The following is a 21,468-nucleotide window of genomic DNA, read 5'->3' on the forward strand; positions in this document are numbered from 1 at the left end:
GCAAGTCAGGAGCAAATCAGTAGTACGTAAAGTTCACATATTCATCCATCAAATGGGTTAACTCTGCGTTTTCTTCCTGACGCTGCAACAGCCAAAAGCAGAACTCTCCATCATTCATTTTCTTAAGGTTCTCCAGCCAGTCATCAAGAGACGCTCCGAGCATACGGTCATACCAGAAAAGCCAAACAAGCTTATGGCGATACTCCACGTTATTGAACTGCTGAAGCAGGCTTATCAGTTTATTGGCAAGTGAGCGTTGCTTGAGTCTGACGCACTCGCTAAGCAATACGCCCTCCAGCCCCACGTGAGTAAAAAGTAACTGCCCGTCAGTCTCCAAGCTAAGACGTAAATCATTTTGAATACTCAGCGGCTCTGGTTTGGTTTTGTTATAGATCATTCGGTACAAGCACTGTGGCACGATCCCTGGTACAGGGCCGATATCTGGGAAGTAAAGTGTGGACAGCGTAAGGTAATGGCTGGGATAAATATTCTGATGGCATATTCCATGCCTGACAGTCAGTTTGGTCAGGTCAGTAAGCCAGCTTTGGTAGGTTTTGAGTAAAAAATCATAGCGAGCGATTGTATCTTGCATAGGGGAATTATCCGTATGTGCTGTGTTCAGAATGGCGTCATACTGCGTTTTGGGGAGATGACGCTGATGGTCTTCAGAAAGGTGATTACTGACGGGACTGACTGATACGCTCCTGCAACCAGGACTCTATTTCGCTTTGTAGCCAACGTGAGCTGCGGCCAAGCTTAATGGGTTTCGGAAAGACTCCATCTTTAATGAGCTTGTAGAACCACTTATCGGTTAAGCCGGTCAGACTGGTGATAAATGCCATATCGACAAATTGGTCTTCAAGTAAGGAAGGTTTGATGGTCATGATTGAGTTCTCCGGTAGCATTTGGGTTAGCCGGAGTCGTGGTTGATGATTACTCATGCCAGCTCCGACATACCAACCGGTGAATCTGTAAAAAGTCCGAGAATGTTGTTCAGCGTATGCGTGGTCTACCTCGGTTGCTTTTTACCGGTATCACGCTTTTACCCGCGATAATGCCATTTTCCTTTTGCTCACATTTAGCCAGATAGCTAATGACATAACGCAAGTCATCGATCTCGTCCTTATCAAAATGTCGGATAACCTTGCCAATTTTGACTTCATAAATATCTTTAGGGACGCAAAGATGATGGTATCCATCATTATCTGTGACTTGTTTCCAAATATTCCCCATTGCTCGAGATATAGGATAATGACAGTTTTGAAACTGTCCATTTAGATAGCAAACAAAATGGACGTGCAGCCCTTTTCTCTTCGTGTACTCTATCACCCAGTAATAGCCCACAATCGGAAGGGATTTTTCGAACCCTTTAATCAGCATTAGAACTTCGTTATATATTGAATGTTTGCAGGCATGGCCAAAGCTTGCTGATCTCTTTTTGTACGCAAAGTCGATCCTGAAAGGTAGTAATTTTGCAAAGCGCAGAAACATCGCACCCATATGCGTATTGATATCAGTTAGCAATAGACTATCCATTTCATACTTTGGGTTGGCGTTATAGGGTATTTTCATTTTTCTTCCTCAGTTATTGGTTCAAAGGAAGAGGTAGTCCTGTAATTTTTACTTGGATAAGTCGATAGGTTTATCCAGTACATGCTTATCATCTTTTACGTATACGGGAGGTGATAGGTACATGTGCTTCTTTTAATAATATTAATTAACCTTAATTCCCTATCATGGCTGCTTACAGCATAACCCCCTTTTCTGAGGCGATAATCGAGGATGATGGAAAATCACGCTCGACGGAGGATACGAACTGGCAACAAGATCATAGACCGAATATGCCATCAAAAAAGTAATAGTACCGCAGTTTTGTTCTTACTAACTTTTGAGTCACCCTGAATTTGTGGATATGACTGTCTTATCCTTGAACTGTTCCACGCCCTGATAGACGTTCCTGTCGCTAAATTTTTGTAATAGAATCATCACTCAGATACCAATGCATCCAGTGATTGCGTAACATTAGACCATGATCACGTCAAATTTTTTCACTTGAAATAAATGTGAAATGCCTGTAAAACAAAATGATATGTAACTTAAAATTACTGTAAATCACTAAGTGATTTTATTGGTGGGGGAGATTGAAAATGGTTCGGGTAGTTCGTAATGATGGTGAGATGATAAAAATCCTGGAAAATGCACTACAGCGATACAATATTAATTGCCCATCACATACAGGTGATAAGAATTATCGTACCTATCTCGAACGTGTCAGAAAACACTGCCAGTCTCTTGGTCATAATGAGCAGGATTTAGACAATTTCTTTGCTGAGGTGGAAAGCTATCAATCATTTTCCTTCCCTACGGAAGTTGACCTTGGATGGTTTAAAAGTGATGCTCGTGCGAGCCTGTGGTTGGCATGTGAATTATATTCTAAAACGCAAGGAATGACGTTGGGAACGGGGATTCTTGATATTTTGTCTCCAGATTCTTTACCGCCCGATCATCTTGTCAGGATACAGAATATCAGAAAGGTAATTCACAGCTGGCCACTTAGTATAACACCTAAGGAGTTTATGAAATCTAAAGCAATAGAATGGGCTAAATTAATTGAGCATGAAAATATTTTTAGTGACTTTCACTCTCAAGAAAATGATGTTTATGGTTGGTTAAAAGGTTATCTAGAGAAGCATGTTCCATCTTCAGGTATGCGTGTTTGTGGTAATACTAGAGACGAAACTCTTGCATGGTGCTACGCCCTATACTTCGAATGGAAAAAGAAAAACTCAGAGTCACCTGATACTGTAAGTTTATTTAAAATTAAGTTCAAAAGTGCATGGGCGACAAAAAAAATAGATTGAAAAACAAAGTAACTAAAAAACTAAAGCCACTTAATATCTACATTTCTGAAGATACTCATCGAATGTTAAGGACTTTGGCTTTGGACGGATGCATATCGAACGACAAGGTAGTTGAACATGCAATTAAGGTTGCATACAAAAATAAAATCGCAAAGAAATAATAATATTCAAAAAAATTTCAGACAGATATTATCTCTGTGAATCACCCCCGAAACCATTCAGGCTCGAGGGTTTTGTTTTTCTGTCTGAGGTCGTTTCATGAAAAAATCAGAAAGTTTGCAGGCTATCGAAAAGCCGCTGGCGTCACTCCCCCATGCCATCAGCAAGCATATTCTTGACCATATTCAAAAGCTCACTCACTACGAACCTGTCATAGGTATCATGGGAAAAACAGGTGCAGGAAAATCGTCGCTCTGCAATGCGCTTTTCCAGGGTGAGGTCACGCCCGTCAGTGATGTCCAAGCCTGCACCCGTGACGTACTGCGATTGCGGCTGAGCAGTGGTGAGCATAGCCTGATACTGGTAGACCTACCCGGTGTAGGCGAGAGTGAGCAACGGGATAGTGAATATGAATCTCTGTATCGCCGTATCCTCCCTGAGCTGGATTTAATCCTGTGGGTTATCAAAGCCGATGATCGTGCTTTCTCCGTCGATGAACGTTTCTACAGGCGAGTGATGACGGGCTACCAACAGCGAATACTGTTTGTCATTAACCAGGTCGACAAAATCGAACCTTGCCATGAATGGAACGCCACCAGCAATACGCTATCACCGCACCAGTTGGCTAATATCGAGTCCAAGCTGGACTCCATTCGCCAGCTGTTTTCACCGAGCCATCCAGTGTGCGCTGTTTCAGCAAGGACAGAATGGAATCTACCGTCAATGGTCGAAACCATGATGCGTTGCCTGCCTGACCGTGCCACCAGCCCTCTGGCGACGCAACTGCACGGGAGGTTATGCAGTGAACCGGTAAAAAAGCAGGCGCGTGAGGGTTTTGGTCATGCGGTTGGAGAAGTGTTTGATTCTGCGGAAGTGGCATCATTTATTCCCGCACCACTAAAAGCGATCATTCGTACCGTCCGCGAGGCCGTTGTATCCGTTGCCCGTGCCGTTTGGGACTGGATTTTCTTCTGAGCTGGCGCACCTGCCGTTATCTTAGGGACATACCCTGTCCGTTATGACGTTTTATAAGCTATCGAATTTGGTATGTTTTCTCTCTGAGCCCCGTCACAGTTGAGTTCGGCAACAGTAAAAAATACGTCTTCTTGTGTCCATTCCCTGTCCCACCCCCTCGTTAAAATAACTGTTTTATTTTCAGCTAATTATCTCACTGGAGAACCTGTCTCATGACTCAGGCTGAACGCCGTCATGACCGGCTTGCCGTCAGGCTGTCGTTAATTATCAGTCGTCTGGTTGCGGGTGAAACGCTGGATTTGCGAACGTTGGCAACTGAATTTGGCGTGTCGGTTCGTACCCTGCGCCGGGACTTTCGGGAACGGCTGATGTATCTGGATCTAGAGTATCGCAAGGGTCAGTGTCGCTTGCTGTCCGGCGGCCGCCAGAGAGAGCTGGCTGTGATGACATTTGCCCGCCAGTCGGGCGTTGAAGCACTGTTTCCTGGTATGGATAACCATCTGGTCGCTTCACTGTTGAGCGGTCCTGGTGAGTCTCCCTGCCTTATCTGGCAGGGAGTGGCCCAAGCGTCATCCCCAGACTTGGGCGTGTTCACACGACTGGTGAGCGCAGTATCGGAACACCGGAAGGTGACGCTACTGGGAAGCGGTTGTCGCTGCACAGACCTTGCTCCCTATCGCTTGGTTCTGCGTGAGGGCGAGTGGTATCTGACGGGTGAGCATCAGGCCCGGATTGCCGTTTTTCCCCTGACCGATATTCGGGCGGTCACGCTCCACAACGGCAGCTTCGCCCCGGATATAGTGATGCGCGACATCCTCTCTCACCCGGATTTTCTTCAGGCTTTACCCCACTTTCGCTTTTTCCATTCATTGCTTGTCGCAACTGACGGCGGGCTTATACCTCAGAAGGAATAATCACGATGAAATTGCTTACCACTACAGTGCTGGCCGCCAGCTTTTGCCTTGGTGCTGTTTTTCCGGCTGGCGCAGGAAACACTGTCGGCACAGTCAAAGCCTGGCAATACATGCAAGCTGACGGTTGGAAATCCGCCGATGGCATGGATGACAACACGCTGCACAACATGCTCTATCAGGCCAGTGTGATTGATAACTACCCGTGGACGAAACAGTTTCTGCTACGTATCCGTGGCGGCGGTGCCTATTTTCTCGCCGACAAGAAAACGCATACTGTTCGCAAGCTGGATGTAAAACCTGCCAGCGGCTACTACTCGGATCTGACCTCCGTCTATCAGGGCGAGGATCAGGGGAAAGGGTGCTATTTCACCATCATCGACACTCAGTATCAGCTGGAACTGGCGAATGAACCGCACAACACCCAGGTGCTTGCCGCAATTCCAGAAAACTGCGTCAACAAAAAGCAGCAGGCTGCTTTGACTGCGAAGCGTTCTGCATCAGATCAAAAACTGCAGCAATGGGTAGCCCAACAGAGTCTGGCTGAACTATGTCGCCGCACCGGCAATTGCTGACGCAATGGAAGCAAAACTAAAAACAGGGAATAAGCGCTATGAAGAAATTGTACCCGCATATGCTTACCATTCTGGCAGTTATCGGTGCCATGAGTGTCTCTGGCTGCGACAGTAAAGAAGATGCTGGCGTGAAAGCGATAGCTAAATTTAAGGACCTCACCCCACCACCATTCAGCAAGGTTGTATCGCATCAATCCGATATTGCTCAGGAGTGGGTGAAAAAGGATGCCTTTGGCACACCGCAATACACAGTGTTGAAAACCCATCAGTCACCGGAGGACTGTAAGTCAGGTAATTATTACTACATTGCTGATATGCAGCAGAAAACGGTGCAGCCGCTGATGGCTGCCCTGTGCCTGGCAGATAACATCACCCTGAGTTTCCGGATTGAGACCGACAGCTACACTGGCGAAAAATCGGTGGTGTATTCGCATGATGGCAAGGAAATGGGAAAACTCTATCTGCCGGAGAACCAGGAGAAAAATCCATGAATAAGAAGCTGAAAGGCATGACCTCAGTTGCAATCCTGACTCTGAGTTTGCTGGCACAGGCGCAGGCCAATGAACAACGCTATATCAGTATCCGCAACACGGATACGGTCTGGGTGCCAGGCAATGTTTGCGTCTACCAGTTCCGTCTGGATAACGGCGGCAGCGGCGAGGGCTTCGGCCCGCTGACCCTTTCCTTGCGTCTGAAAGACAAAAGTGGCAACACATTGGCGATGGGGAATATGGAGGTAGCCGCGTTTGGTGACAGCGATGCCACGCGCGATCAGGAAGCATCACTGGAAAACGAATGCGTGGAAAACGTCAGTTCAGTCGAAATCATGAAGGCAACAGAAGAGCGTAACGGTTATCAGGTTGACCTGCCGCTGTCTATATTCGATCCACAGTATTACCAGCCACTGTCAGTATCGGTTGCCGGGAATAAGGCATCATAACTGGCTTAGATTTGCATCTGCCAAACCTTAACTTAACACAATCCTCTCGCTAAAAATCAGGCCATGCCTCCTTCGGGAAGCATGGCCTTTTCGTTTTTAATCTCTGAATAAGGAACTAACCATGACCCGATTAGCCAGCCGCTTTGGTGCGGTCAATCTTGTTCGCCGCGACCGCCCACTAACCCGTGATGAACTGGCGCATTACGTACCGAGTGTCTTTAGTGAAGAAAAGCATGAATCTCGCAGCAACCGATACACCTACATCCCGACCATTACCCTGCTCGATAACCTGCAGCGTGAAGGCTTCCAGCCGTTCTTTGCCTGTCAGACCCGTGTGCGGGACCAGAGCAAGCGTGAACACACCAAACACATGCTGCGCCTGCGCCGCGAAGGCCAAATCACCGGCAAGCAAGTGCCAGAAATTATTCTGCTTAACAGCCATGACGGCTCCAGCTCATACCAGATGCTGCCGGGGCTATTTAGATCGGTTTGTCAAAATGGACTGATTTGCGGTGAGAGTTTTGGTGAGGTGCGCGTACCGCATAAAGGCAATGTGGTGGAGAAAGTCATTGAAGGGGCTTACGAAGTACTGGGGATATTTGACCGAGTGGAAGAGAAACGCGATGCCATGCAGTCGCTGCTGTTACCGCCACCGGCCCAACTGGCAATGGCAAAAGCGGCATTAACCTATCGCTTTGGTGAAGAGCATCAGCCGGTGACGGAATCACAGATCCTTTCCCCGCGCCGCTGGCAGGACGAAAACAATGACCTGTGGACCACTTACCAGCGTATTCAGGAAAACCTGATTAAAGGCGGGCTGTCGGGGAGAACGACCAAAGGCAAACGTGCCCACACCCGTGCTGTAAAAGGTATCGACGGTGATGTGAAGCTTAACCGAGCCCTTTGGGTTATGGCCGAGAATATGCTGCAGCTTGTTTCATGAATCTTTTACTCTCATTCCCTTCAAGCCCTGTCGATAAACCGGCGGGGCTTTGTGTTTTAAGGAGCTGATATGTCTGCACTTCATCTATCCCCGGTATTCCCGGCAAACGAGCAGCGCGTTTTCCGGCGAGCCCTGCGCCTGCTGGAGAAATATCAGCGCCAGCCGGGTGAACAGTTTACTGCCACCAGCGTTGCTAAAAGCTGGGTGCAATTACAGTTGGCTCGCCAAGAGCGGGAGGTATTTCTCGTGATGTACCTTGATAACCAACATTGCCTGCTGGGGCACGAAGCGTTGTTTACGGGCTCCATCAGCCATACCGAAGTACATCCCCGTGAGCTGGTGAAAGCGGCTCTGCGCCACAACGCCGCTGCAGTAATCCTGGCACACAACCATCCGTCAGGTACGACAGAAATCAGCCAGCAGGACAAACATGTTACTCAGCGGATCGTAAAAGCGTTGGCACTGGTCGAAGTGCGAGTGCTGGATCATCTTGTGGTTGGGAATGAAGTGGTTTCTTTTGCTGAGCAGGGTTTGCTTTAAACGGAGGTTTTCATGCCATTAACACCACCTCATGAATGGGGGTTACAAAGCGATATCACCCCACAATTTGGCGCAAGATTGGTTCAGGAAGGTAACCGGCTGCATTACCTGGCTGACAGGGCTGGGTTGACGGGGAGTTTTAGCCCGGAGCAATTACAGAAACTGGATCAGGTTTTCCCGCTGTTTATAGATCTGCTGGAAGCAATGCTGCATTCCGGTGAGCTAAATCCACACCAGCAACATCAGGTGACCATTCAGCTTACGAGTTTAACCTGCATAGCTGATACCCGTGGTAGCTGCGGCTACGTTTACATTTCTATTTATCCAACCCAGTAACACCTTCTCTCTTCTTCTATTATCAGGACTCAACTCATGCACATTTCATCTGTACCGGCCACTGTGCCGGTTGCGTCACGCCTGTCGCCCGTACAGGTCTGGCAGCAACTTTTAACGTATCTGCTGGATCACCATTACGGCCTGACGCTTAACGACACGCCATTCCATGATGACGCGGCTATTCAGGAACATATTGAATCTGGCATTACACTTGCTGATGCGGTGAATTTCCTGGTGGAACGCTATGAACTGGTTCGCACTGACCGTAAGGGATTCACCTGGCAGGAGCAGACACCATTCCTAACTGCTACCGATATTCTCAGAGCAAGACGTGCTACCGGGCTGATGAATACGTAAATTTTTCGAGCCTCATTCCTGATTTTTATCTCTGCACTTTCCACTCTTTTTATTCATCGCATAATGCGCCTGCCACTCCCGGCAGGCGTGTTTGCTTTTATGGACGATTAGCGATGCAAACAGAACCCGACGTGTTGACGGAACACAATGAACTCATCCTTGCGACCAGTATCGAACGCATTGTCACTGCTCGCGATTCTGCACTGATGCAGATTACACAAATCATCGAGCAGCTTGATGCTATTTCCCGGTTAACCTCAGAAATCGGCGGTGGTACAGCGCAAGACTGGGCGATGAAGGCTGGACACCGCTACGACAGTTGGCTTACAGAAAAGGCTGATAAAGCGATGCCTGCGATCACCCGCAATATCGATCGCAGTATCTGGCGCGATTTAATGTTGAAGTCTGGCATGATGGCCTTGATGGATGCTCAGGCTCGCGATCAGTGGCATAAGAACCTAGAGGAGGGGGAGCTTCCTGCAATCAGCGAGGCGAATATCCTCAGTACCTTTGAGCAGTTGCATCTGAATAAAATAGATGTATTTGAGCGTGGGATCATCAATGTTTTCAGAGGGTTGTCATGGGATTATAAAACTAATAGTCCCTGCAGGTTCGGTAAGAAGATCATCATTAACAACCTGGTGAAGCATAACCGCTGGGGATTCAGTCTTAACTGGGGCTGGCGGCGAGACCAACTGGCTGACCTGGAGAGAATGGTGTTTCTGCTGGATGGTAAACCTATCCCTGACAATCGTGGCGATATCTCTATCCGGTTGATGGAGCATATTCGTGATAACCCTGCGAAGGAAGTTTACGAAGATGAGTTCTTTAGTATCCGTTACTTTCAGAAGGGGACGGCGCACTTGACCTTCAAACGCCAGGAGTTGGTTGAGAGGATGAACGACATCATTGCTAAACACTATCCGGGAATGCTAGCGCAATAGTTGCGGAGAGTTTTGACGCCTTTGGATAACAAGCATATGATCCGGCTTAATTTCTTTTCTTCTTGAAGGGACGAGTATGGGTAACAGAATGTGGATGATTCGCGGCGATGGCGGCAAGCTCTATGATGACTTTCGCGATAGACAAATTGTAGGTATTGGTTGGTCGCAGCTGGCTCCTTTGGTTAAACCTGGTTTGTCCCGAGCGCAGCTACTCGCGTTATATCAGGAAGCCGATCCGTTATCCAAGCTGGGGACTGCCCGTTCGGGCGCATCTCAAGTCTGGCGTTTTGTGAATGAGATCCAGAAGAATGACTGGGTAATTACTTATTCCCCTGCGAACCGTACTTACCTATTAGGTAAAGTCATATCTGACTTCCAGTACCATCCTGAATGGGTTGAAGAAGGTATGGGGATTGCTCGTCAGGTAAAATGGAACGGTGAAGAAATTGACCGTGACAGATTGTCTGCTGCTACCAAAAATACATTGGGCTCCACGTTAACTGTTTTCCAACTTCCTGAGTATGCTTTAGAAGAGCTTTTACTGGATAAAAAACCCGCCATTGACGTCGTTACTCAGAATCCAACCACAATGGATGAAGATGAAGCTATTTCTGATCCACTCCGTGATATAGAAACGCAGGCGCGTGAAGGTATCAAGGATAGAGTCAATGCACTCGATCCGAAGGAAATGGAGCATCTTGTTGCTGGCGTTTTACGCAGTATGGGATATAAAACGCAGGTCTCTCCTGTGGGGCCTGATCGTGGGAAAGATATTATCGCTTCACCTGATGGTTTTGGGTTTGAGAATCCACGTATTGTCGTTGAAGTAAAACATCGTAAAGGACAGATGGGGAGTCAGCAGATTCGCAGCTTCATTGGTGGTCGCCATAAAGACGATCGTGGGCTTTACGTCAGTACAGGTGGGTTTACCAAAGATTCTCGTTATGAGGCCGATCGTTCGACAATACCTCTGACTCTCTGGACGCTTGACGACCTTGTCCGGACGCTTATTGAGAACTACGAGCAAGTTGATATTGAGACCAAACTTTTGGTTCCTCTTAAGAAAACATTCTTACCTGCTTAGCCCTTGTCTTGGCTGCCATATTGGTGTTGTACTGATATGGCTTTGTACCCGCTGGCAGTGTCTGATTTTTGTACGGATTTTTGTTTGTGGGTACAATTGCGGGTACAAAAATCTAGTGCTATAAATAAATAACATTGAAATCAGTTGGTTGATTGATATATGCGAGTCCGGCCTTCGCACCATTAGTATGTAAATAGACCTCAACTGAGGTCTTTTTTTATGCCTAAAATCCAGCATTTACCTACCTTTCTCGCTATATTAACTCTCTCAAGGTCAACCGACGTCAACGTACATCCACCAACACATGTTGGTATAGATGATGGTATTTCCGGTTCGATAATGCTTGTACCAACAGGGAGGGGATAAGCATGGCTCTAACAGATATCAAAGTCAGAACAGCAAAGCCAACGGATAAGCAATATAAGCTGACTGATGGCAATGGTATGCATCTTCTCGTCCACCCAAATGGTTCAAAATACTGGCGTCTACAATACCGCTTTGGCGGGAAACAAAAGATGCTGGCTTTAGGGGTTTATCCTGATGTGTCTCTTGCTGATGCTAGGGCCCGTCGTGATGAAGCCCGCAGGCAGATAGTGAACGGCGTCGATCCTAGCGATAAAAAGAAAACTGATAAGGTCGAGCAGAATGAGGCTCGTACTTTTGAAGAGGTTGCTATTGAGTGGCATGCCACCAATCAGAAGTGGTCGGAAGAGCACAGCAAGCGCGTGTTGAAAAGTTTGGAAGATAATCTCTTCCCCACTATCGGCAAACGCAATATTGCTGAGCTTAAAACCCGTGACCTGTTAGCCCCGATCAAAGTCGTAGAACTATCTGGGCGCCTTGAAGTGGCATCACGCCTTCAACAGCGCTCGACTGCGATAATGCGCTACGCCGTACAGAGTGGTCTGATTGATTATAACCCGGCACAGGAAATGGCAGGTGCTGTTGCATCCAGCAACCGGCAACATCGTCCGGCGCTGGAATTGAAGCGAACTCCAGAACTGCTTCAAAGAATTGATAACTACACCGGCAGACCATTAACGCGCCTAGCGGTAGAGTTGACGCTATTGATTTTTATCCGCTCTAGCGAACTGCGATTTGCCCGTTGGTCAGAGATCGATTTTGAGACCGCCATGTGGACTATTCCCCCTGAGCGTGAACCGATCGAAGGGGTAAAACACTCTCACCGTGGCTCTAAGCATCTGGTGCCGCTTTCTCGACAAGCGTTGAGCATTTTGAAGCAAATACAAGAGTTCAGCGGCAGTCATGAACTGATCTTTATTGGCGATCATGACTCGCGTAAGCCAATGAGTGAAAATACGGTGAACAAATCACTACGGGTAATGGGGTACGACACTAAGGTTGAAGTATGCGGCCACGGCTTCAGAACCATGGCCTGTAGTTCATTGATCGAGTCGGGTTTATGGTCGAAGGATGCTGTTGAGCGGCAGATGAGTCATATGGAACGTAACTCTGTGCGAGCAGCCTATATCCATAAGGCTGAGCATCTGGATGAGCGCAAGTTGATGCTCCAGTGGTGGGCGGATTTCTTGGATGCTAATAGGGAGAAGGGGGTGAGTCCGTTTGATTTTGCCAAGCTTAGGCGGTGATTGACCATGGTTTCCTCTGCGTGATGAGTACCATCCCGCATGAAAAAAGCTTTAACACTTCTTGGATTGAGCTCCAGTTGGCGTATGTGGACAAAAATAGTATTCGGGGTGCTTATAACCACGCCTAGTACCTCTACGGCTGGCGGGAGATGATGCAGTGGTACGTCGATTACCTAGATAGCCTAGAAATGTGCCATGGGAGGCCGAAACTACCAGCAACGTAGTTACCGGTTTCACAAGGCTAACAGCGTCAGTAGGGATGCTGGCGTTGTTGGTTTCCACCGTTGCATATTTTTTTGTCATTTTTAGCCTTCAATGCCTTTCGGTGGATAAAAATAATGTCAACTAAGGCATTATTCCAGATGGGATATGAAATCAAAGTTGATATGTGTTATCAGGCAAGCATCTGTGCGGAGGATTCAATAATTACGGGGGAGGTATGATCAGCATTAGTCAGTCCTGCGGTGAGGGTTTGTGATGTTTGGCGATTGAGCATTATGCTCAAAATTGATTGAGTTTACCCCAGTAATCTACTATTAGGTGCTTGTATTTAGCCCTATGGATTTATACAGCAGTCGTTTCAGTCGGAAATACTAGTGAAAATAACCGGTAGAGTCGAGATGTGGTGCGGCAATTTTTTAGGTCAGGCATATCTGTTGCCGCCTCTTTCGATTGACTGTGCCTTACTGTACCGACCATAAATCCTGTTTCCACACGCCGCTCATCGAACTGGACATGCGCTTCTAACGCATCCGACTCTTGGACAGATAATCTTATCCGAATGTAGTGCACCTGCCAGATAATGCTTTTGGTTCTGTCCCGGCGTGGCGATATGCTTCTGCTGCGGTCCGCACCTATTCTATGATTCAGGTTGATATCGACTTCATCCTGATAAAACACAGGGTGTTCTGTCTGCGCCAGACAATAACTTCGTGAGTATCGGCGTTCACAGCCAGGTGCAGTTTTCGCCAGACGCGGAGCTTTTCCTGACCATGTTTTTTCACCTTCCACTCGCCTTCACCGAAGACTTTTAAGCCGCTTGAATCGGTAACCAGATGAGCAATCTCACCGCGCGTGGGGTTTTTGAAAGGTATGCTCACGGACTTGGCTCGCCTGCTGACGCAGGAATAATCTGGGCAGCAAAGTGAAAGCTTCATTAACGTAAAAATGGAATCAATGAAGCCCTGAGCTGCACCTGGCGTGAGGCGAAAGACGCGTTTGAGCATCAGTACGGTGGAAATAGCCAGCTCAGAATAACGTTGCGGACGACCACGCGAAGAGGTTTTTGGCTCATCGTACCAAGCCTGGATGGCCTATTCATCAAGCCAAAATGTCAGCGAACCACGATTGACGAGAGCCTTATTGTTGGCCGCCCAGTTTTTGATTTCAAATTTTTTTTTGCCACGAGATATCGCCACAGACTCAGGAACATGGTGATCTGATCCTGATTGCAGTCAGAAGTTCGATTTATTCAACAAAGCCACGGCAGTGTGTGAAGACAGGAGTTTAAACCACCCAGTTAATATGATTTTTCCAGGACTCAGTAAAAAAAATAATAAAGTTGCCACCTGGAATTAGTTAGAGGGAGACTTTCTACAAACAAACGCTGGTGATGCTTTATCATATATCAAATAATCGGTTGAGTTTAATCTTTCTATATGGATAATCTGTTTTGAGCTACTAATGAATTCAGGTAATTTTCCTGGATCTGTGTTGTCATTGTTATATTTATCAGTGCTGATATGTTCCATGAAAAATGTGCCATTTTGATTTATGTATTTAAAGTTTAATCTACGTGCTATTTTAGTTGTGGTTTTTTTATCTTTATCATTAACATACCCATATAAATCTAATGATCCTGTTTTATCATTAAATAAATATAATGATAGCTGTAAATTACGTTTTAATTGTTCATTTTCAAAATATGACACATCGCTATCACAAGAAAATGTTGATTTATTTTGAAAGAGAAAAAGAGCGAAAATGCCAATGACAAGTGTAATGACAGGTGCTGAAAGATAGACGACTTTTAGACCAATCTTAATCATGGTTTTTCCTGAGTTATGAGGTTTGCAAGATTATTCCTGGTATTATATATTGCAAAAAGAAAATTGGAATAGTCTTTACCTAATAAATGTCATTTACGCAAAATAAATCTAACTTGTTGATATTATTATATATTAAAGCAGAAAGACGTTTGATTCATGACTATTCAACACATTGTGTTCATGAGATTTTACAAAAATGGCGGCTAGTTAAAAAATCTGTGAAATGGTTTAATCACCTAACTCTTCCACGTTACAGCGAGCTGTGAACGCTCCGATGATCACCCACTTACCGGGGAACATAAGTATCACCATTGGACTTTTTCAACCCTGTTTTCAAAAGATGATTTATGCCTGCAACTCTACTTATCTAGATGAAAGTTGGTATAAAGTGCAGTCACGTTGCGATGTTCATTAATTATCTGGAAATAAAGTATAATAATTTTATAGAAAGAAATTATGCTTGAAATTAACTGCTATTAAAACATAAAAATGATGGGGTACTATTAGAAAAAAATACGAAATAATCAGCTTTTTGTTTCAATATTACAATTGACCAGCTAATATTACTCTTTAGGTAAAATAGAGGTAAGTAATTTTTAATTGTATCTGAGTCAAGGTCGTTAGGTAATGATGACTGTATGTTTGTAGAATGTAAATAAAAGTTATTTCCTTTTCTTGTGTAATCAAAGCTAACTTTCAAATTTATATCATTTATAAATTTATCCGATTTGAACATGCTGCCATTTAGATTAATAATGCCATCATCATTAAACATGTAGTATTTAATGAATAGTTTTATGTATACATCATCTTTATAAACAATAAAGCTTGAATCGCAATTTATTTTTTCACTTGCATTAAAGTTATTTAATGCAAGTATTACTGATAGGATAAAAAGAAAAAAAACAGTGTGAATTATTTTGATACGAAGCGATAATCGTCTTAATAACACAAAAATCTCCATTGCCAATTACAAAGTTCCGTTTTAGGTGCGACATCAACTGTTAATAATATAAAGTTGTAAAGAACTGCATACCGTCCAAGGTCGGGTGAGTAAATAATTAGGTTGTGATTGTGATGCCATTGTATAATTTAGTTAAATTATTTTTTATCAACGCACTGAGAAATCCATGAGTGATTTTTATATTAATGGTCACATGTTAAATTCAACTTTGGTAGTGAACCAGTAATGTCAGTTGTCACTTATAATATCTTTATGAATATTTCTGCATATAGCTTGCTTATCATTTGGACATTGTGAAACCATCACCCTATGTGAAGCAAAGGTGAGTCCGTCAGATATAGCACTTTTATAAACATAAACCGTTGATTTCAGTTTGCAGTTTATTATTTTTTTGTTAATGAGATCTTTTATTTCAATAGATATCTTATCCATTGAATAAAAACCATGTTGCCCGTTCCAGATTACATAGATATCACAATTTTCATATTTACCTTGATATTTGTCCATTGCAGACTTGGGCATGCTTGAATAATATGAAAAACGTGCGTACAATATAATTAACAATAATATTGCCAAACATGAGAAGATCGAAACCCATTTCAGCTTAACCACGATACTTTTGCTTTTATCTTTTTCTAATGTCGCTTCAATATAACGAGGTTCGCATTCTTCTTGATTTATTTTTGTGTCTAAAAATTCTTCATCTAGAAGAGTAAGTTTATTTTCCACTTTGGAAATATTTTTTGCATGAAAGCTAAATCCATACTTAGGGATGGTAATGATTATATTATCCAATCCGATAGATGAAAGAGAGCGACGAATAATAGAGATGTAATTATTGAGATTGTTACTCGATGCAGATAGACCATTATTATGCCATATGATATCCAACAGATGCTCTCTACTAAGTGACTGATCATTCTTCATTATCAATATTTCCAACAATTGAGATGCAAACCTGGGCAACGTTACACGATTGTCCGGTGTGCTAATGAGCCAGAGTAATCCGCTCACTGAGTCAAAACCAACTCTTTCATCAATCTCGTAATGCATCTTTAAATCCCATCAGATTATTCTTATCATTATACATGATTTAGATAAAACTGCCAAGTGCACACTTACGATAACTAGGAGAGAAAAGTCTGCTACTGTACTTTTACGGAGGTATGGTACGGAAGTATGGCTAAAATCGTGGCCAATAAAATTGGCCACGATACTTATCGCTATCAACACGTTGAAAATTATTAAAGATAACTTTCAACGTGTTTAAGCTGGATTTTCATTGAACTTTAGCGGTTATTGGTAAGGTCAATGCAGCCCTGTGGGCCAAGGTCAATACAGCTTTTATCAAGTGTTTGGTCCCAGCCATTAACAAAACCGGAGATAGCGCCATTTAGGGCACCAGTCACTCCGCCAATAACCATTTTGATAGCACCAGTAATAGAATTACTGTTTGAGGTACTCGCGCCATATACGAGTCCTGTAATGCCACCAAGAACGGATGCACTTAAACGGCTAAAGAAACCAGCACCAGAAACGCTTTCAACTTCCATAATATTCAGTTCACGCATAATAAAACTCCATTTATAGGTTGCATAATGTATTTAAATTTCTATCAACTGGGTAAAGCTATTTTGATTATCTTTAGTAACCAAACTAAGTGATTCCATCAAAGTAATGACTTTTGAATTACAAGTAAATGTCATCACCAGTTGACATGGGGCAATTATGGTTAAGTTAATATGGTTTTAAAATCATAAAAAAGCCATTATAAGCTCTATAGGAATAGGAAAAATCATGCTTTAACAAAGTTTACGTGGTGCTTTTTACATAACTGGTTGATAAAATGTTATTTTATCTTTTTGTTGATATTTTCCACACTGCCTGCTGTACAAGAAAGTCCCCGTGGGGGACATGATTTTCATTTCCTGCGATTTCGATATGAATCTTTACGCCGCTCCTTTTCTGCCAATCAGAACCAATTTTTTATCCTGGGATATTGAATTGTGTATTGGCTTTGATCGTTGGCAACTCAGAATTTCACTCTGAACGCAGATAGCCAAAATTTTGCTGATAGTGTTCAGAATATGTGCATCTCCACTTCAACAGGATGCTTAGTTGCGCATGTAGATGTGGTGGTTACTGCGAACTTTATGAACAGTGGAACTTTGTCGGCAACAGGACTCTCAAGCACTGGCTCTGGTATGCTGAAAAAAATAGAACCGGTGGTGTACTTGGTCTACCCTTTCGGGATGAGACTTATCGCGAGTTATTGGTGATGCGATGGCCTTTCACTGCCGGGATGATAACCGCGACGACTGAGGCAACTATAGCTGGGATGTATTAAAGGATAAATATTTAACCGGAAAATTTCACCTGGCGTATTAAATGTAACAAACAGGCGTTAAGAACTCGCATTATGCGATTTACTCGCAAAACGATTGGGGGGCACCTCGGGGCCTTAATCGAAACGTATGTGCATACCCATTGAAGTCATTACCTCATCACCCGACAGTAAAACCTTTAAATGATTATTATAATCAGCTTGTTAGGCTAGGTTGGTGCTTGTCGGAAATAGGTATGTATGGGCGATTAACCGCGGAGAGTTGAGCAGGAACGCATAAGTATAAGTGTACAAAAATCTGTGCAGGAACGCAGATATGGCTCATAATTTGAACTAAAAAACTTGATTTTAACAATCTTAACAATCTTAACTATTCCTTAATGCGAGAAATCATTTTTTTAACTTAGTATGAGTGCTGTAGATTTTGATTCGTAAGATAATTCCTGGTATTTGCTTTTCTTTGCAACTATCTCAAGAAGAATTTAACAGTATGTAACTTAGGGAAATTAACTACTCATTTGTATGTTAATAATCATTTTTTATGATGAGAGTTTGATGTATATGAGAAAGAAAACAGTTGCCGTATCCGACGACCACCCACATGTATTGAACTCCTTGTCGGCAATATTTTCACAGCAGGATGCATATGAATTACTGTATAAATCAAGTGCTGGAAAAGACTTGTTAACCAGGTTGTCACAAGCCCCGACTGATATCGCGATCACTGATTTTGCATCAGAACACAATGAAGCGATGTTAGATGGATTCTCAAAAATAAAGATGATCCATGCAGCAGCACCAAAGGTGAAGTTGATCCTTTTGACCTCTCAAAGGAACTCCGCAATCCTTAGCAAAGCTTTGGACTATGGGGTTGATGCCATTGTCAGCAAAGCTGATAGCATCGAAGAAATTATCAGGGCATGCGACCATGTAATGAAATATAATGAGAAATTTTTATCATCGAGTGCTTATGAGATGCTTCGACCGAAAGATTGCTTTCTTAAAAAAAAACCGGTGCTAACACCCAGGGAGCTTGAGGTTATTCGACTATTCTCTTCTGGTTATACGCTCGCATCAATTGCCGAACGTCAGAATAGAAGTATAAGCACTATTTCAACCCAAAAATACAACGCGATGCGTCGGTTAGGTATATCTACCAATACTGATCTCATCCGATACGCGTATGAGAACGGTTTGATTTAATATTTATTAATTATTAGTGAGTATGAAGATGTTTGAAAATTCTTATAAATCTATCATCGCGTTGTTACTGCTTTCATCTATAGGACATGCTTATGCTACAACCTTGCAAGAGGCTGTAAATGCGGCATCCACTTACGACGCAGGGATTAATGCAGCCCGTTTCTCTAAAGAAGCAGGTAATGAAAAATTTGACCAAGGCGTTGCTGGGTTATTACCCAGTATTGGCGTCGAATCAAGCTATACTAAACAAGACCAACCCCATGCTTCATATGGTGCGGAAGTCAAACGTCATAGTTATGGGCTTAACATTACACAACCTTTGTTTGACATGTCTAGAATTGCAGCATTAAAGCAAGGAATGGTCATTGCTGATATGGCTGACGTTGAGTTTTATGCAGCACAACAAAAACTGATTGTCGATGTTTCAGATGCTTTTTTCCAGGTTCTATATCAGCGAGAAGTGCTCCAAGCGACACGTGCTGCTTCACAGGCTTTTGGAAAGCAGTTAGGTCAAGCTAAAGCAGCCCTGCGCCTAGGTGACAGTACACGTACTGACGTCGATGAAGCACAGGCTAATTATGATGCAGCCTCGGCTAAAGAAATTGCTAATCATAACGACCTTGAAGTTGCAAATGGTCTCTATCAGCGTTTGACTGGCCTCAGTGCAGATGAAATAAGCCCGATTAATTCCTCATGTGTTAGAACGAACATTCCAACCGATCTTAAAGTTGTAATGGATGAGGCAGTAAAAAATAACTTAGATGTTCGGACTGCTCAGTTTCAGCTGAAAAAGGCTGATACAGATGTACTCGCGGCAAGGAGTGCTCATCTGCCTGTTGTCTCCTTACAGGGATCATATGGAGGAAACTGGAGCCGTGGTGAAGGGGAAAATGAGTTGGATGAGGTTTTTGGTACAACCTCTAAGACACGTAACTCAATGATAGGGATTAATGTGTCAATGCCAATTTTCCAAGGGGGGGGGCAATTATCTCAATCTAGGGAAGCATTATATCGACGAGAACAAGCCAAAAATAACCTGCAAGATACCCAACGAAAGGTAAAGCAAGATGCACGGTCGGCTTATTTAGGGATCACTAATGGCTTAGCATTGTTGCGAGCACAGCAGAAGGCCGCTATTTCTGCCAAGAATAAAGTTAATTCGACACAGTATGGCCACGAATTAGGCCTGCGCACTATTGTAGATGAACTAACCGCTCAACAAAATTATTATGAATCACTTAGAGCTATATCAGAGGCTAGATTTAAATACTTAACATCTATATTGGAGCTATCCCATGTTTCCGGGAGGCTCAATTATGAATAACTGTCTGACTTTGACTGTTTAGATTATATTAATGATGCTGGCAACACACAAAAAATGGATGGATTGTAATGAGTGAGTCATTATTCAGAAAGGAAGCGCTGGAATCTAATAAGACAAAAATGATTGGGTCTGTGGCGCTCTACTGCCCGCCGTATCGCTGGCTTGTCATTAGCATTGTGGCTTTGATTACCGTCTCAATAGCACTTTTTTTCGTTTTTGGAAGTTATACAAAACGAGAAACTGCCGTGGGGGAGTTACTCCCGATAGGAGGAATACTTACTGTCTCTCCACCTGTATCGGGAACGGTTGTTAACTTATCGGTCACTGAGGGTGAGAGCGTTCATAAAGGACAGCCTTTAATGGAGATATCCTCCGAAGTTGCCACTTCCCTTGGACGGACGCGCCACATGGTTGCTGACCAATTGGAAATGCAACGAAGCCGATTGCAAGCCGACCTTACTGCATTGGATACGCTCAATAAGGAAGCGATACTAGGCCTTAAAGAGCGCTTAGCACTTTTGCAATCTCAGCTTAAGCAAACCGAGATGCAACGAAAACAGCGTATAAGGCAGATAGAACTTGCACGTGTTCAGCTCGATAAAATACAGCAGATGCAAAAGGAAGGTTACGCCTCTAACACGCAAGTGGAGCAGCAGGAAACCAATTTGTTGGATACGGACACTCGTCTCCAGGAGACTACCCGGCAGCAGTTGGATTTGCAGCAACAGATTGCTCAGACATCTCAGCAGTTACGCGAACAACCGCTTAATGCATTGAATCAGCAGCATGATATGCAAAGCAAGTTATCGAACATAGATCAGCAGTTGGCGGAAAACGAATCGCGTCGCTCCGTTGTTTTACAGGCCCCACAAGATAGTGTTGTTGGCGCAGTTCTTACCAAGCAGGGGCAAATTGTCAATGCCGGGCAATCCGTCGTTTCCCTATTGCCAGAAAATGGCAAGTTACAGGCGAGAATGATGGTCAGTAGCCGATCAATCGGATTTATCCAAACAGGTCAGAGAGTTGTATTGCGTTACCAGGCATATCCTTATCAAAAGTTCGGCCAGCAGTATGGTCGTGTGGCTGAGGTATCCCGTACGGCCCTGTCTCCTCAGGAAGTGGCTACGTTGACTGGGAATAATGATGTTCGTGAACAACATTATCGCGTAGTCGTCGATTTGGATAAGCAAGATATTCTTGTCTACGGAAAAACAGAGCATCTTAAACCAGGTATTGCACTTGAGGCTGACTTCCTGATTGATAATCGTCGACTAATTGAATGGGTTCTGGAACCACTTTACGCATTAGGGCGACGCTCTGCTTCATAGAGTTGAAGATAGAAGTAATACT

The 21,468-nt window shown here is 44.0% G+C and carries 23 protein-coding genes and 3 pseudogenes; 18 read left to right on the forward strand and 8 right to left on the reverse strand.

Translation table 11 applies throughout. The features are described from left to right. Nucleotides 1–16 precede the first annotated feature (16 nt). The 3 genes from ACKWMY_RS20465 to ACKWMY_RS20475 form a co-directional block, all read right to left on the reverse strand. On the reverse strand, nucleotides 17–592 hold the full coding sequence (locus tag ACKWMY_RS20465; RefSeq protein ID WP_409486935.1) for a hypothetical protein: 576 nt from the start codon (nucleotides 590–592) through the stop codon (nucleotides 17–19). Nucleotides 593–677: 85 nt separating this feature from the next. Continuing rightward, nucleotides 678–884 (reverse strand): helix-turn-helix transcriptional regulator, encoded by a 207-nt coding sequence (locus ACKWMY_RS20470; RefSeq protein ID WP_021807839.1) that lies wholly within the window; start codon nucleotides 882–884, stop codon nucleotides 678–680. A gap of 109 nt (nucleotides 885–993) precedes the next feature. Further along, entirely contained in the window at nucleotides 994–1,572 is a 579-nt protein-coding gene (locus ACKWMY_RS20475) for a hypothetical protein (protein WP_409486936.1), read from the reverse strand. Nucleotides 1,573–2,147: 575 nt separating this feature from the next. Here ACKWMY_RS20475 and ACKWMY_RS20480 point away from each other — a divergent pair. From ACKWMY_RS20480 to ACKWMY_RS20545, 14 genes and pseudogenes are all read left to right on the forward strand, one after another. After that, a complete protein-coding gene (locus tag ACKWMY_RS20480; RefSeq protein WP_409486937.1) occupies nucleotides 2,148–2,861 on the forward strand; it encodes a hypothetical protein in 714 nt (237 codons plus the stop codon). A 258-nt stretch (nucleotides 2,862–3,119) separates the two neighbouring features. Beyond that, on the forward strand, nucleotides 3,120–3,995 hold the full coding sequence (locus tag ACKWMY_RS20485) for a GTPase family protein (RefSeq protein WP_409486938.1): 876 nt from the start codon (nucleotides 3,120–3,122) through the stop codon (nucleotides 3,993–3,995). A 212-nt stretch (nucleotides 3,996–4,207) separates the two neighbouring features. Continuing rightward, the gene (locus tag ACKWMY_RS20490) at nucleotides 4,208–4,909 is read left to right on the forward strand and encodes a WYL domain-containing protein (RefSeq protein ID WP_024484792.1); all 702 of its coding nucleotides are present in this window, start codon (nucleotides 4,208–4,210) and stop codon (nucleotides 4,907–4,909) included. Nucleotides 4,910–4,914: 5 nt separating this feature from the next. Next, entirely contained in the window at nucleotides 4,915–5,481 is a 567-nt protein-coding gene (locus tag ACKWMY_RS20495) for a hypothetical protein (protein ID WP_409486939.1), read from the forward strand. Nucleotides 5,482–5,519: 38 nt separating this feature from the next. After that, the gene (locus tag ACKWMY_RS20500; RefSeq protein ID WP_234054726.1) at nucleotides 5,520–5,972 is read left to right on the forward strand and encodes a YfjS/YafY family lipoprotein; all 453 of its coding nucleotides are present in this window, start codon (nucleotides 5,520–5,522) and stop codon (nucleotides 5,970–5,972) included. Further along, nucleotides 5,969–6,421, forward strand: a complete 453-nt coding sequence (locus tag ACKWMY_RS20505) for an IrmA family protein (RefSeq protein ID WP_047955150.1) — start codon at nucleotides 5,969–5,971, stop codon at nucleotides 6,419–6,421. Before ACKWMY_RS20500 ends, ACKWMY_RS20505 begins: the two co-directional genes overlap by 4 nt. A gap of 121 nt (nucleotides 6,422–6,542) precedes the next feature. After that, nucleotides 6,543–7,364 (forward strand): DUF932 domain-containing protein, encoded by an 822-nt coding sequence (locus ACKWMY_RS20510; protein ID WP_047955151.1) that lies wholly within the window; start codon nucleotides 6,543–6,545, stop codon nucleotides 7,362–7,364. Nucleotides 7,365–7,433: 69 nt separating this feature from the next. Beyond that, nucleotides 7,434–7,904 (forward strand): RadC family protein, encoded by a 471-nt coding sequence (gene radC / locus ACKWMY_RS20515; RefSeq protein WP_263074945.1) that lies wholly within the window; start codon nucleotides 7,434–7,436, stop codon nucleotides 7,902–7,904. A gap of 12 nt (nucleotides 7,905–7,916) precedes the next feature. Beyond that, a complete protein-coding gene (locus ACKWMY_RS20520; RefSeq protein ID WP_409486940.1) occupies nucleotides 7,917–8,240 on the forward strand; it encodes a type IV toxin-antitoxin system YeeU family antitoxin in 324 nt (107 codons plus the stop codon). 36 nt (nucleotides 8,241–8,276) lie between these two features. Then, nucleotides 8,277–8,597: a TA system toxin CbtA family protein gene (locus ACKWMY_RS20525; RefSeq protein WP_409486941.1), complete on the forward strand. Its 321-nt coding sequence runs from the start codon at nucleotides 8,277–8,279 to the stop codon at nucleotides 8,595–8,597. A 113-nt stretch (nucleotides 8,598–8,710) separates the two neighbouring features. Further along, entirely contained in the window at nucleotides 8,711–9,541 is an 831-nt protein-coding gene (locus ACKWMY_RS20530; RefSeq protein ID WP_409486942.1) for a DUF4942 domain-containing protein, read from the forward strand. A 76-nt stretch (nucleotides 9,542–9,617) separates the two neighbouring features. Continuing rightward, nucleotides 9,618–10,625 carry a restriction endonuclease gene (locus ACKWMY_RS20535; protein ID WP_409486943.1) on the forward strand — a complete coding sequence of 336 codons (1,008 nt, stop codon included), beginning with the start codon at nucleotides 9,618–9,620 and terminating at the stop codon, nucleotides 10,623–10,625. Nucleotides 10,626–10,993: 368 nt separating this feature from the next. Further along, a complete protein-coding gene (locus ACKWMY_RS20540; RefSeq protein ID WP_409486944.1) occupies nucleotides 10,994–12,235 on the forward strand; it encodes a tyrosine-type recombinase/integrase in 1,242 nt (413 codons plus the stop codon). Then, nucleotides 12,232–12,459: pseudogene (locus ACKWMY_RS20545) on the forward strand (hypothetical protein); the annotation flags it as partial. The gene ACKWMY_RS20540 and the pseudogene ACKWMY_RS20545, both read left to right, overlap by 4 nt. 554 nt (nucleotides 12,460–13,013) lie before the next feature. Here ACKWMY_RS20545 and ACKWMY_RS20550 read toward each other — a convergent pair. The 5 genes and pseudogenes from ACKWMY_RS20550 to ACKWMY_RS20570 form a co-directional block, all read right to left on the reverse strand. Beyond that, nucleotides 13,014–13,144: pseudogene (locus ACKWMY_RS20550) on the reverse strand (IS630 family transposase); the annotation flags it as partial. 14 nt (nucleotides 13,145–13,158) lie between these two features. Beyond that, nucleotides 13,159–13,653 (reverse strand): annotated as a pseudogene (locus ACKWMY_RS20555) (IS5 family transposase); the annotation flags it as partial. Between the two features lie 156 nt (nucleotides 13,654–13,809). Beyond that, entirely contained in the window at nucleotides 13,810–14,283 is a 474-nt protein-coding gene (locus ACKWMY_RS20560) for a hypothetical protein (protein WP_409486945.1), read from the reverse strand. A gap of 1,192 nt (nucleotides 14,284–15,475) precedes the next feature. Beyond that, a complete protein-coding gene (locus tag ACKWMY_RS20565) occupies nucleotides 15,476–16,300 on the reverse strand; it encodes a transcriptional regulator (RefSeq protein WP_409486946.1) in 825 nt (274 codons plus the stop codon). 236 nt (nucleotides 16,301–16,536) lie between these two features. After that, complete coding sequence (locus tag ACKWMY_RS20570) at nucleotides 16,537–16,818, reverse strand: hypothetical protein (RefSeq protein WP_409486947.1); 282 nt, start codon at nucleotides 16,816–16,818, stop codon at nucleotides 16,537–16,539. Between the two features lie 539 nt (nucleotides 16,819–17,357). Here ACKWMY_RS20570 and ACKWMY_RS20575 point away from each other — a divergent pair. The 4 genes from ACKWMY_RS20575 to ACKWMY_RS20590 all read left to right on the forward strand — a co-directional run bounded on the left by ACKWMY_RS20575 (nucleotide 17,358) and on the right by ACKWMY_RS20590 (nucleotide 21,446). Next, nucleotides 17,358–17,594, forward strand: coding sequence for an IS1 family transposase (locus tag ACKWMY_RS20575; protein WP_409486976.1), 237 nt, complete (start codon nucleotides 17,358–17,360; stop codon nucleotides 17,592–17,594). A gap of 558 nt (nucleotides 17,595–18,152) precedes the next feature. Then, nucleotides 18,153–18,794 carry a response regulator gene (locus ACKWMY_RS20580; protein ID WP_409486948.1) on the forward strand — a complete coding sequence of 214 codons (642 nt, stop codon included), beginning with the start codon at nucleotides 18,153–18,155 and terminating at the stop codon, nucleotides 18,792–18,794. Nucleotides 18,795–18,822: 28 nt separating this feature from the next. Further along, nucleotides 18,823–20,118 carry a TolC family outer membrane protein gene (locus tag ACKWMY_RS20585; RefSeq protein WP_409486949.1) on the forward strand — a complete coding sequence of 432 codons (1,296 nt, stop codon included), beginning with the start codon at nucleotides 18,823–18,825 and terminating at the stop codon, nucleotides 20,116–20,118. Nucleotides 20,119–20,186: 68 nt separating this feature from the next. Next, the gene (locus ACKWMY_RS20590; protein ID WP_409486950.1) at nucleotides 20,187–21,446 is read left to right on the forward strand and encodes an HlyD family secretion protein; all 1,260 of its coding nucleotides are present in this window, start codon (nucleotides 20,187–20,189) and stop codon (nucleotides 21,444–21,446) included. Nucleotides 21,447–21,468 lie beyond the last annotated feature (22 nt).

This window comes from Serratia sp. J2, from assembly GCF_046269175.1.
Classification (GTDB): domain Bacteria; phylum Pseudomonadota; class Gammaproteobacteria; order Enterobacterales; family Enterobacteriaceae; genus Chania; species Chania fonticola_C.

Bases quoted from the DNA above. Each gene is read 5' to 3' on its own strand.
- radC (WP_263074945.1), top strand. From the start codon at position 7,434: ATGTCTGCACTTCATCTATCCCCGGTATTCCCGGCAAACGAGCAGCGC.
- ACKWMY_RS20585 (WP_409486949.1), top strand. From the start codon at position 18,823: ATGTTTGAAAATTCTTATAAATCTATCATCGCGTTGTTACTGCTTTCA.
- ACKWMY_RS20535 (WP_409486943.1), top strand. From the start codon at position 9,618: ATGGGTAACAGAATGTGGATGATTCGCGGCGATGGCGGCAAGCTCTAT.
- ACKWMY_RS20470 (WP_021807839.1), bottom strand. From the start codon at position 884: ATGACCATCAAACCTTCCTTACTTGAAGACCAATTTGTCGATATGGCA.
- ACKWMY_RS20465 (WP_409486935.1), bottom strand. From the start codon at position 592: ATGCAAGATACAATCGCTCGCTATGATTTTTTACTCAAAACCTACCAA.
- ACKWMY_RS20495 (WP_409486939.1), top strand. From the start codon at position 4,915: ATGAAATTGCTTACCACTACAGTGCTGGCCGCCAGCTTTTGCCTTGGT.
- ACKWMY_RS20520 (WP_409486940.1), top strand. From the start codon at position 7,917: ATGCCATTAACACCACCTCATGAATGGGGGTTACAAAGCGATATCACC.
- ACKWMY_RS20525 (WP_409486941.1), top strand. From the start codon at position 8,277: ATGCACATTTCATCTGTACCGGCCACTGTGCCGGTTGCGTCACGCCTG.
- ACKWMY_RS20510 (WP_047955151.1), top strand. From the start codon at position 6,543: ATGACCCGATTAGCCAGCCGCTTTGGTGCGGTCAATCTTGTTCGCCGC.
- ACKWMY_RS20570 (WP_409486947.1), bottom strand. From the start codon at position 16,818: ATGCGTGAACTGAATATTATGGAAGTTGAAAGCGTTTCTGGTGCTGGT.
- ACKWMY_RS20480 (WP_409486937.1), top strand. From the start codon at position 2,148: ATGGTTCGGGTAGTTCGTAATGATGGTGAGATGATAAAAATCCTGGAA.
- ACKWMY_RS20475 (WP_409486936.1), bottom strand. From the start codon at position 1,572: ATGAAAATACCCTATAACGCCAACCCAAAGTATGAAATGGATAGTCTA.
- ACKWMY_RS20500 (WP_234054726.1), top strand. From the start codon at position 5,520: ATGAAGAAATTGTACCCGCATATGCTTACCATTCTGGCAGTTATCGGT.
- ACKWMY_RS20580 (WP_409486948.1), top strand. From the start codon at position 18,153: ATGAGAAAGAAAACAGTTGCCGTATCCGACGACCACCCACATGTATTG.
- ACKWMY_RS20590 (WP_409486950.1), top strand. From the start codon at position 20,187: ATGAGTGAGTCATTATTCAGAAAGGAAGCGCTGGAATCTAATAAGACA.
- ACKWMY_RS20565 (WP_409486946.1), bottom strand. From the start codon at position 16,300: ATGCATTACGAGATTGATGAAAGAGTTGGTTTTGACTCAGTGAGCGGA.
- ACKWMY_RS20575 (WP_409486976.1), top strand. From the start codon at position 17,358: ATGCTTAGTTGCGCATGTAGATGTGGTGGTTACTGCGAACTTTATGAA.
- ACKWMY_RS20560 (WP_409486945.1), bottom strand. From the start codon at position 14,283: ATGATTAAGATTGGTCTAAAAGTCGTCTATCTTTCAGCACCTGTCATT.
- ACKWMY_RS20540 (WP_409486944.1), top strand. From the start codon at position 10,994: ATGGCTCTAACAGATATCAAAGTCAGAACAGCAAAGCCAACGGATAAG.
- ACKWMY_RS20485 (WP_409486938.1), top strand. From the start codon at position 3,120: ATGAAAAAATCAGAAAGTTTGCAGGCTATCGAAAAGCCGCTGGCGTCA.
- ACKWMY_RS20530 (WP_409486942.1), top strand. From the start codon at position 8,711: ATGCAAACAGAACCCGACGTGTTGACGGAACACAATGAACTCATCCTT.
- ACKWMY_RS20505 (WP_047955150.1), top strand. From the start codon at position 5,969: ATGAATAAGAAGCTGAAAGGCATGACCTCAGTTGCAATCCTGACTCTG.
- ACKWMY_RS20490 (WP_024484792.1), top strand. From the start codon at position 4,208: ATGACTCAGGCTGAACGCCGTCATGACCGGCTTGCCGTCAGGCTGTCG.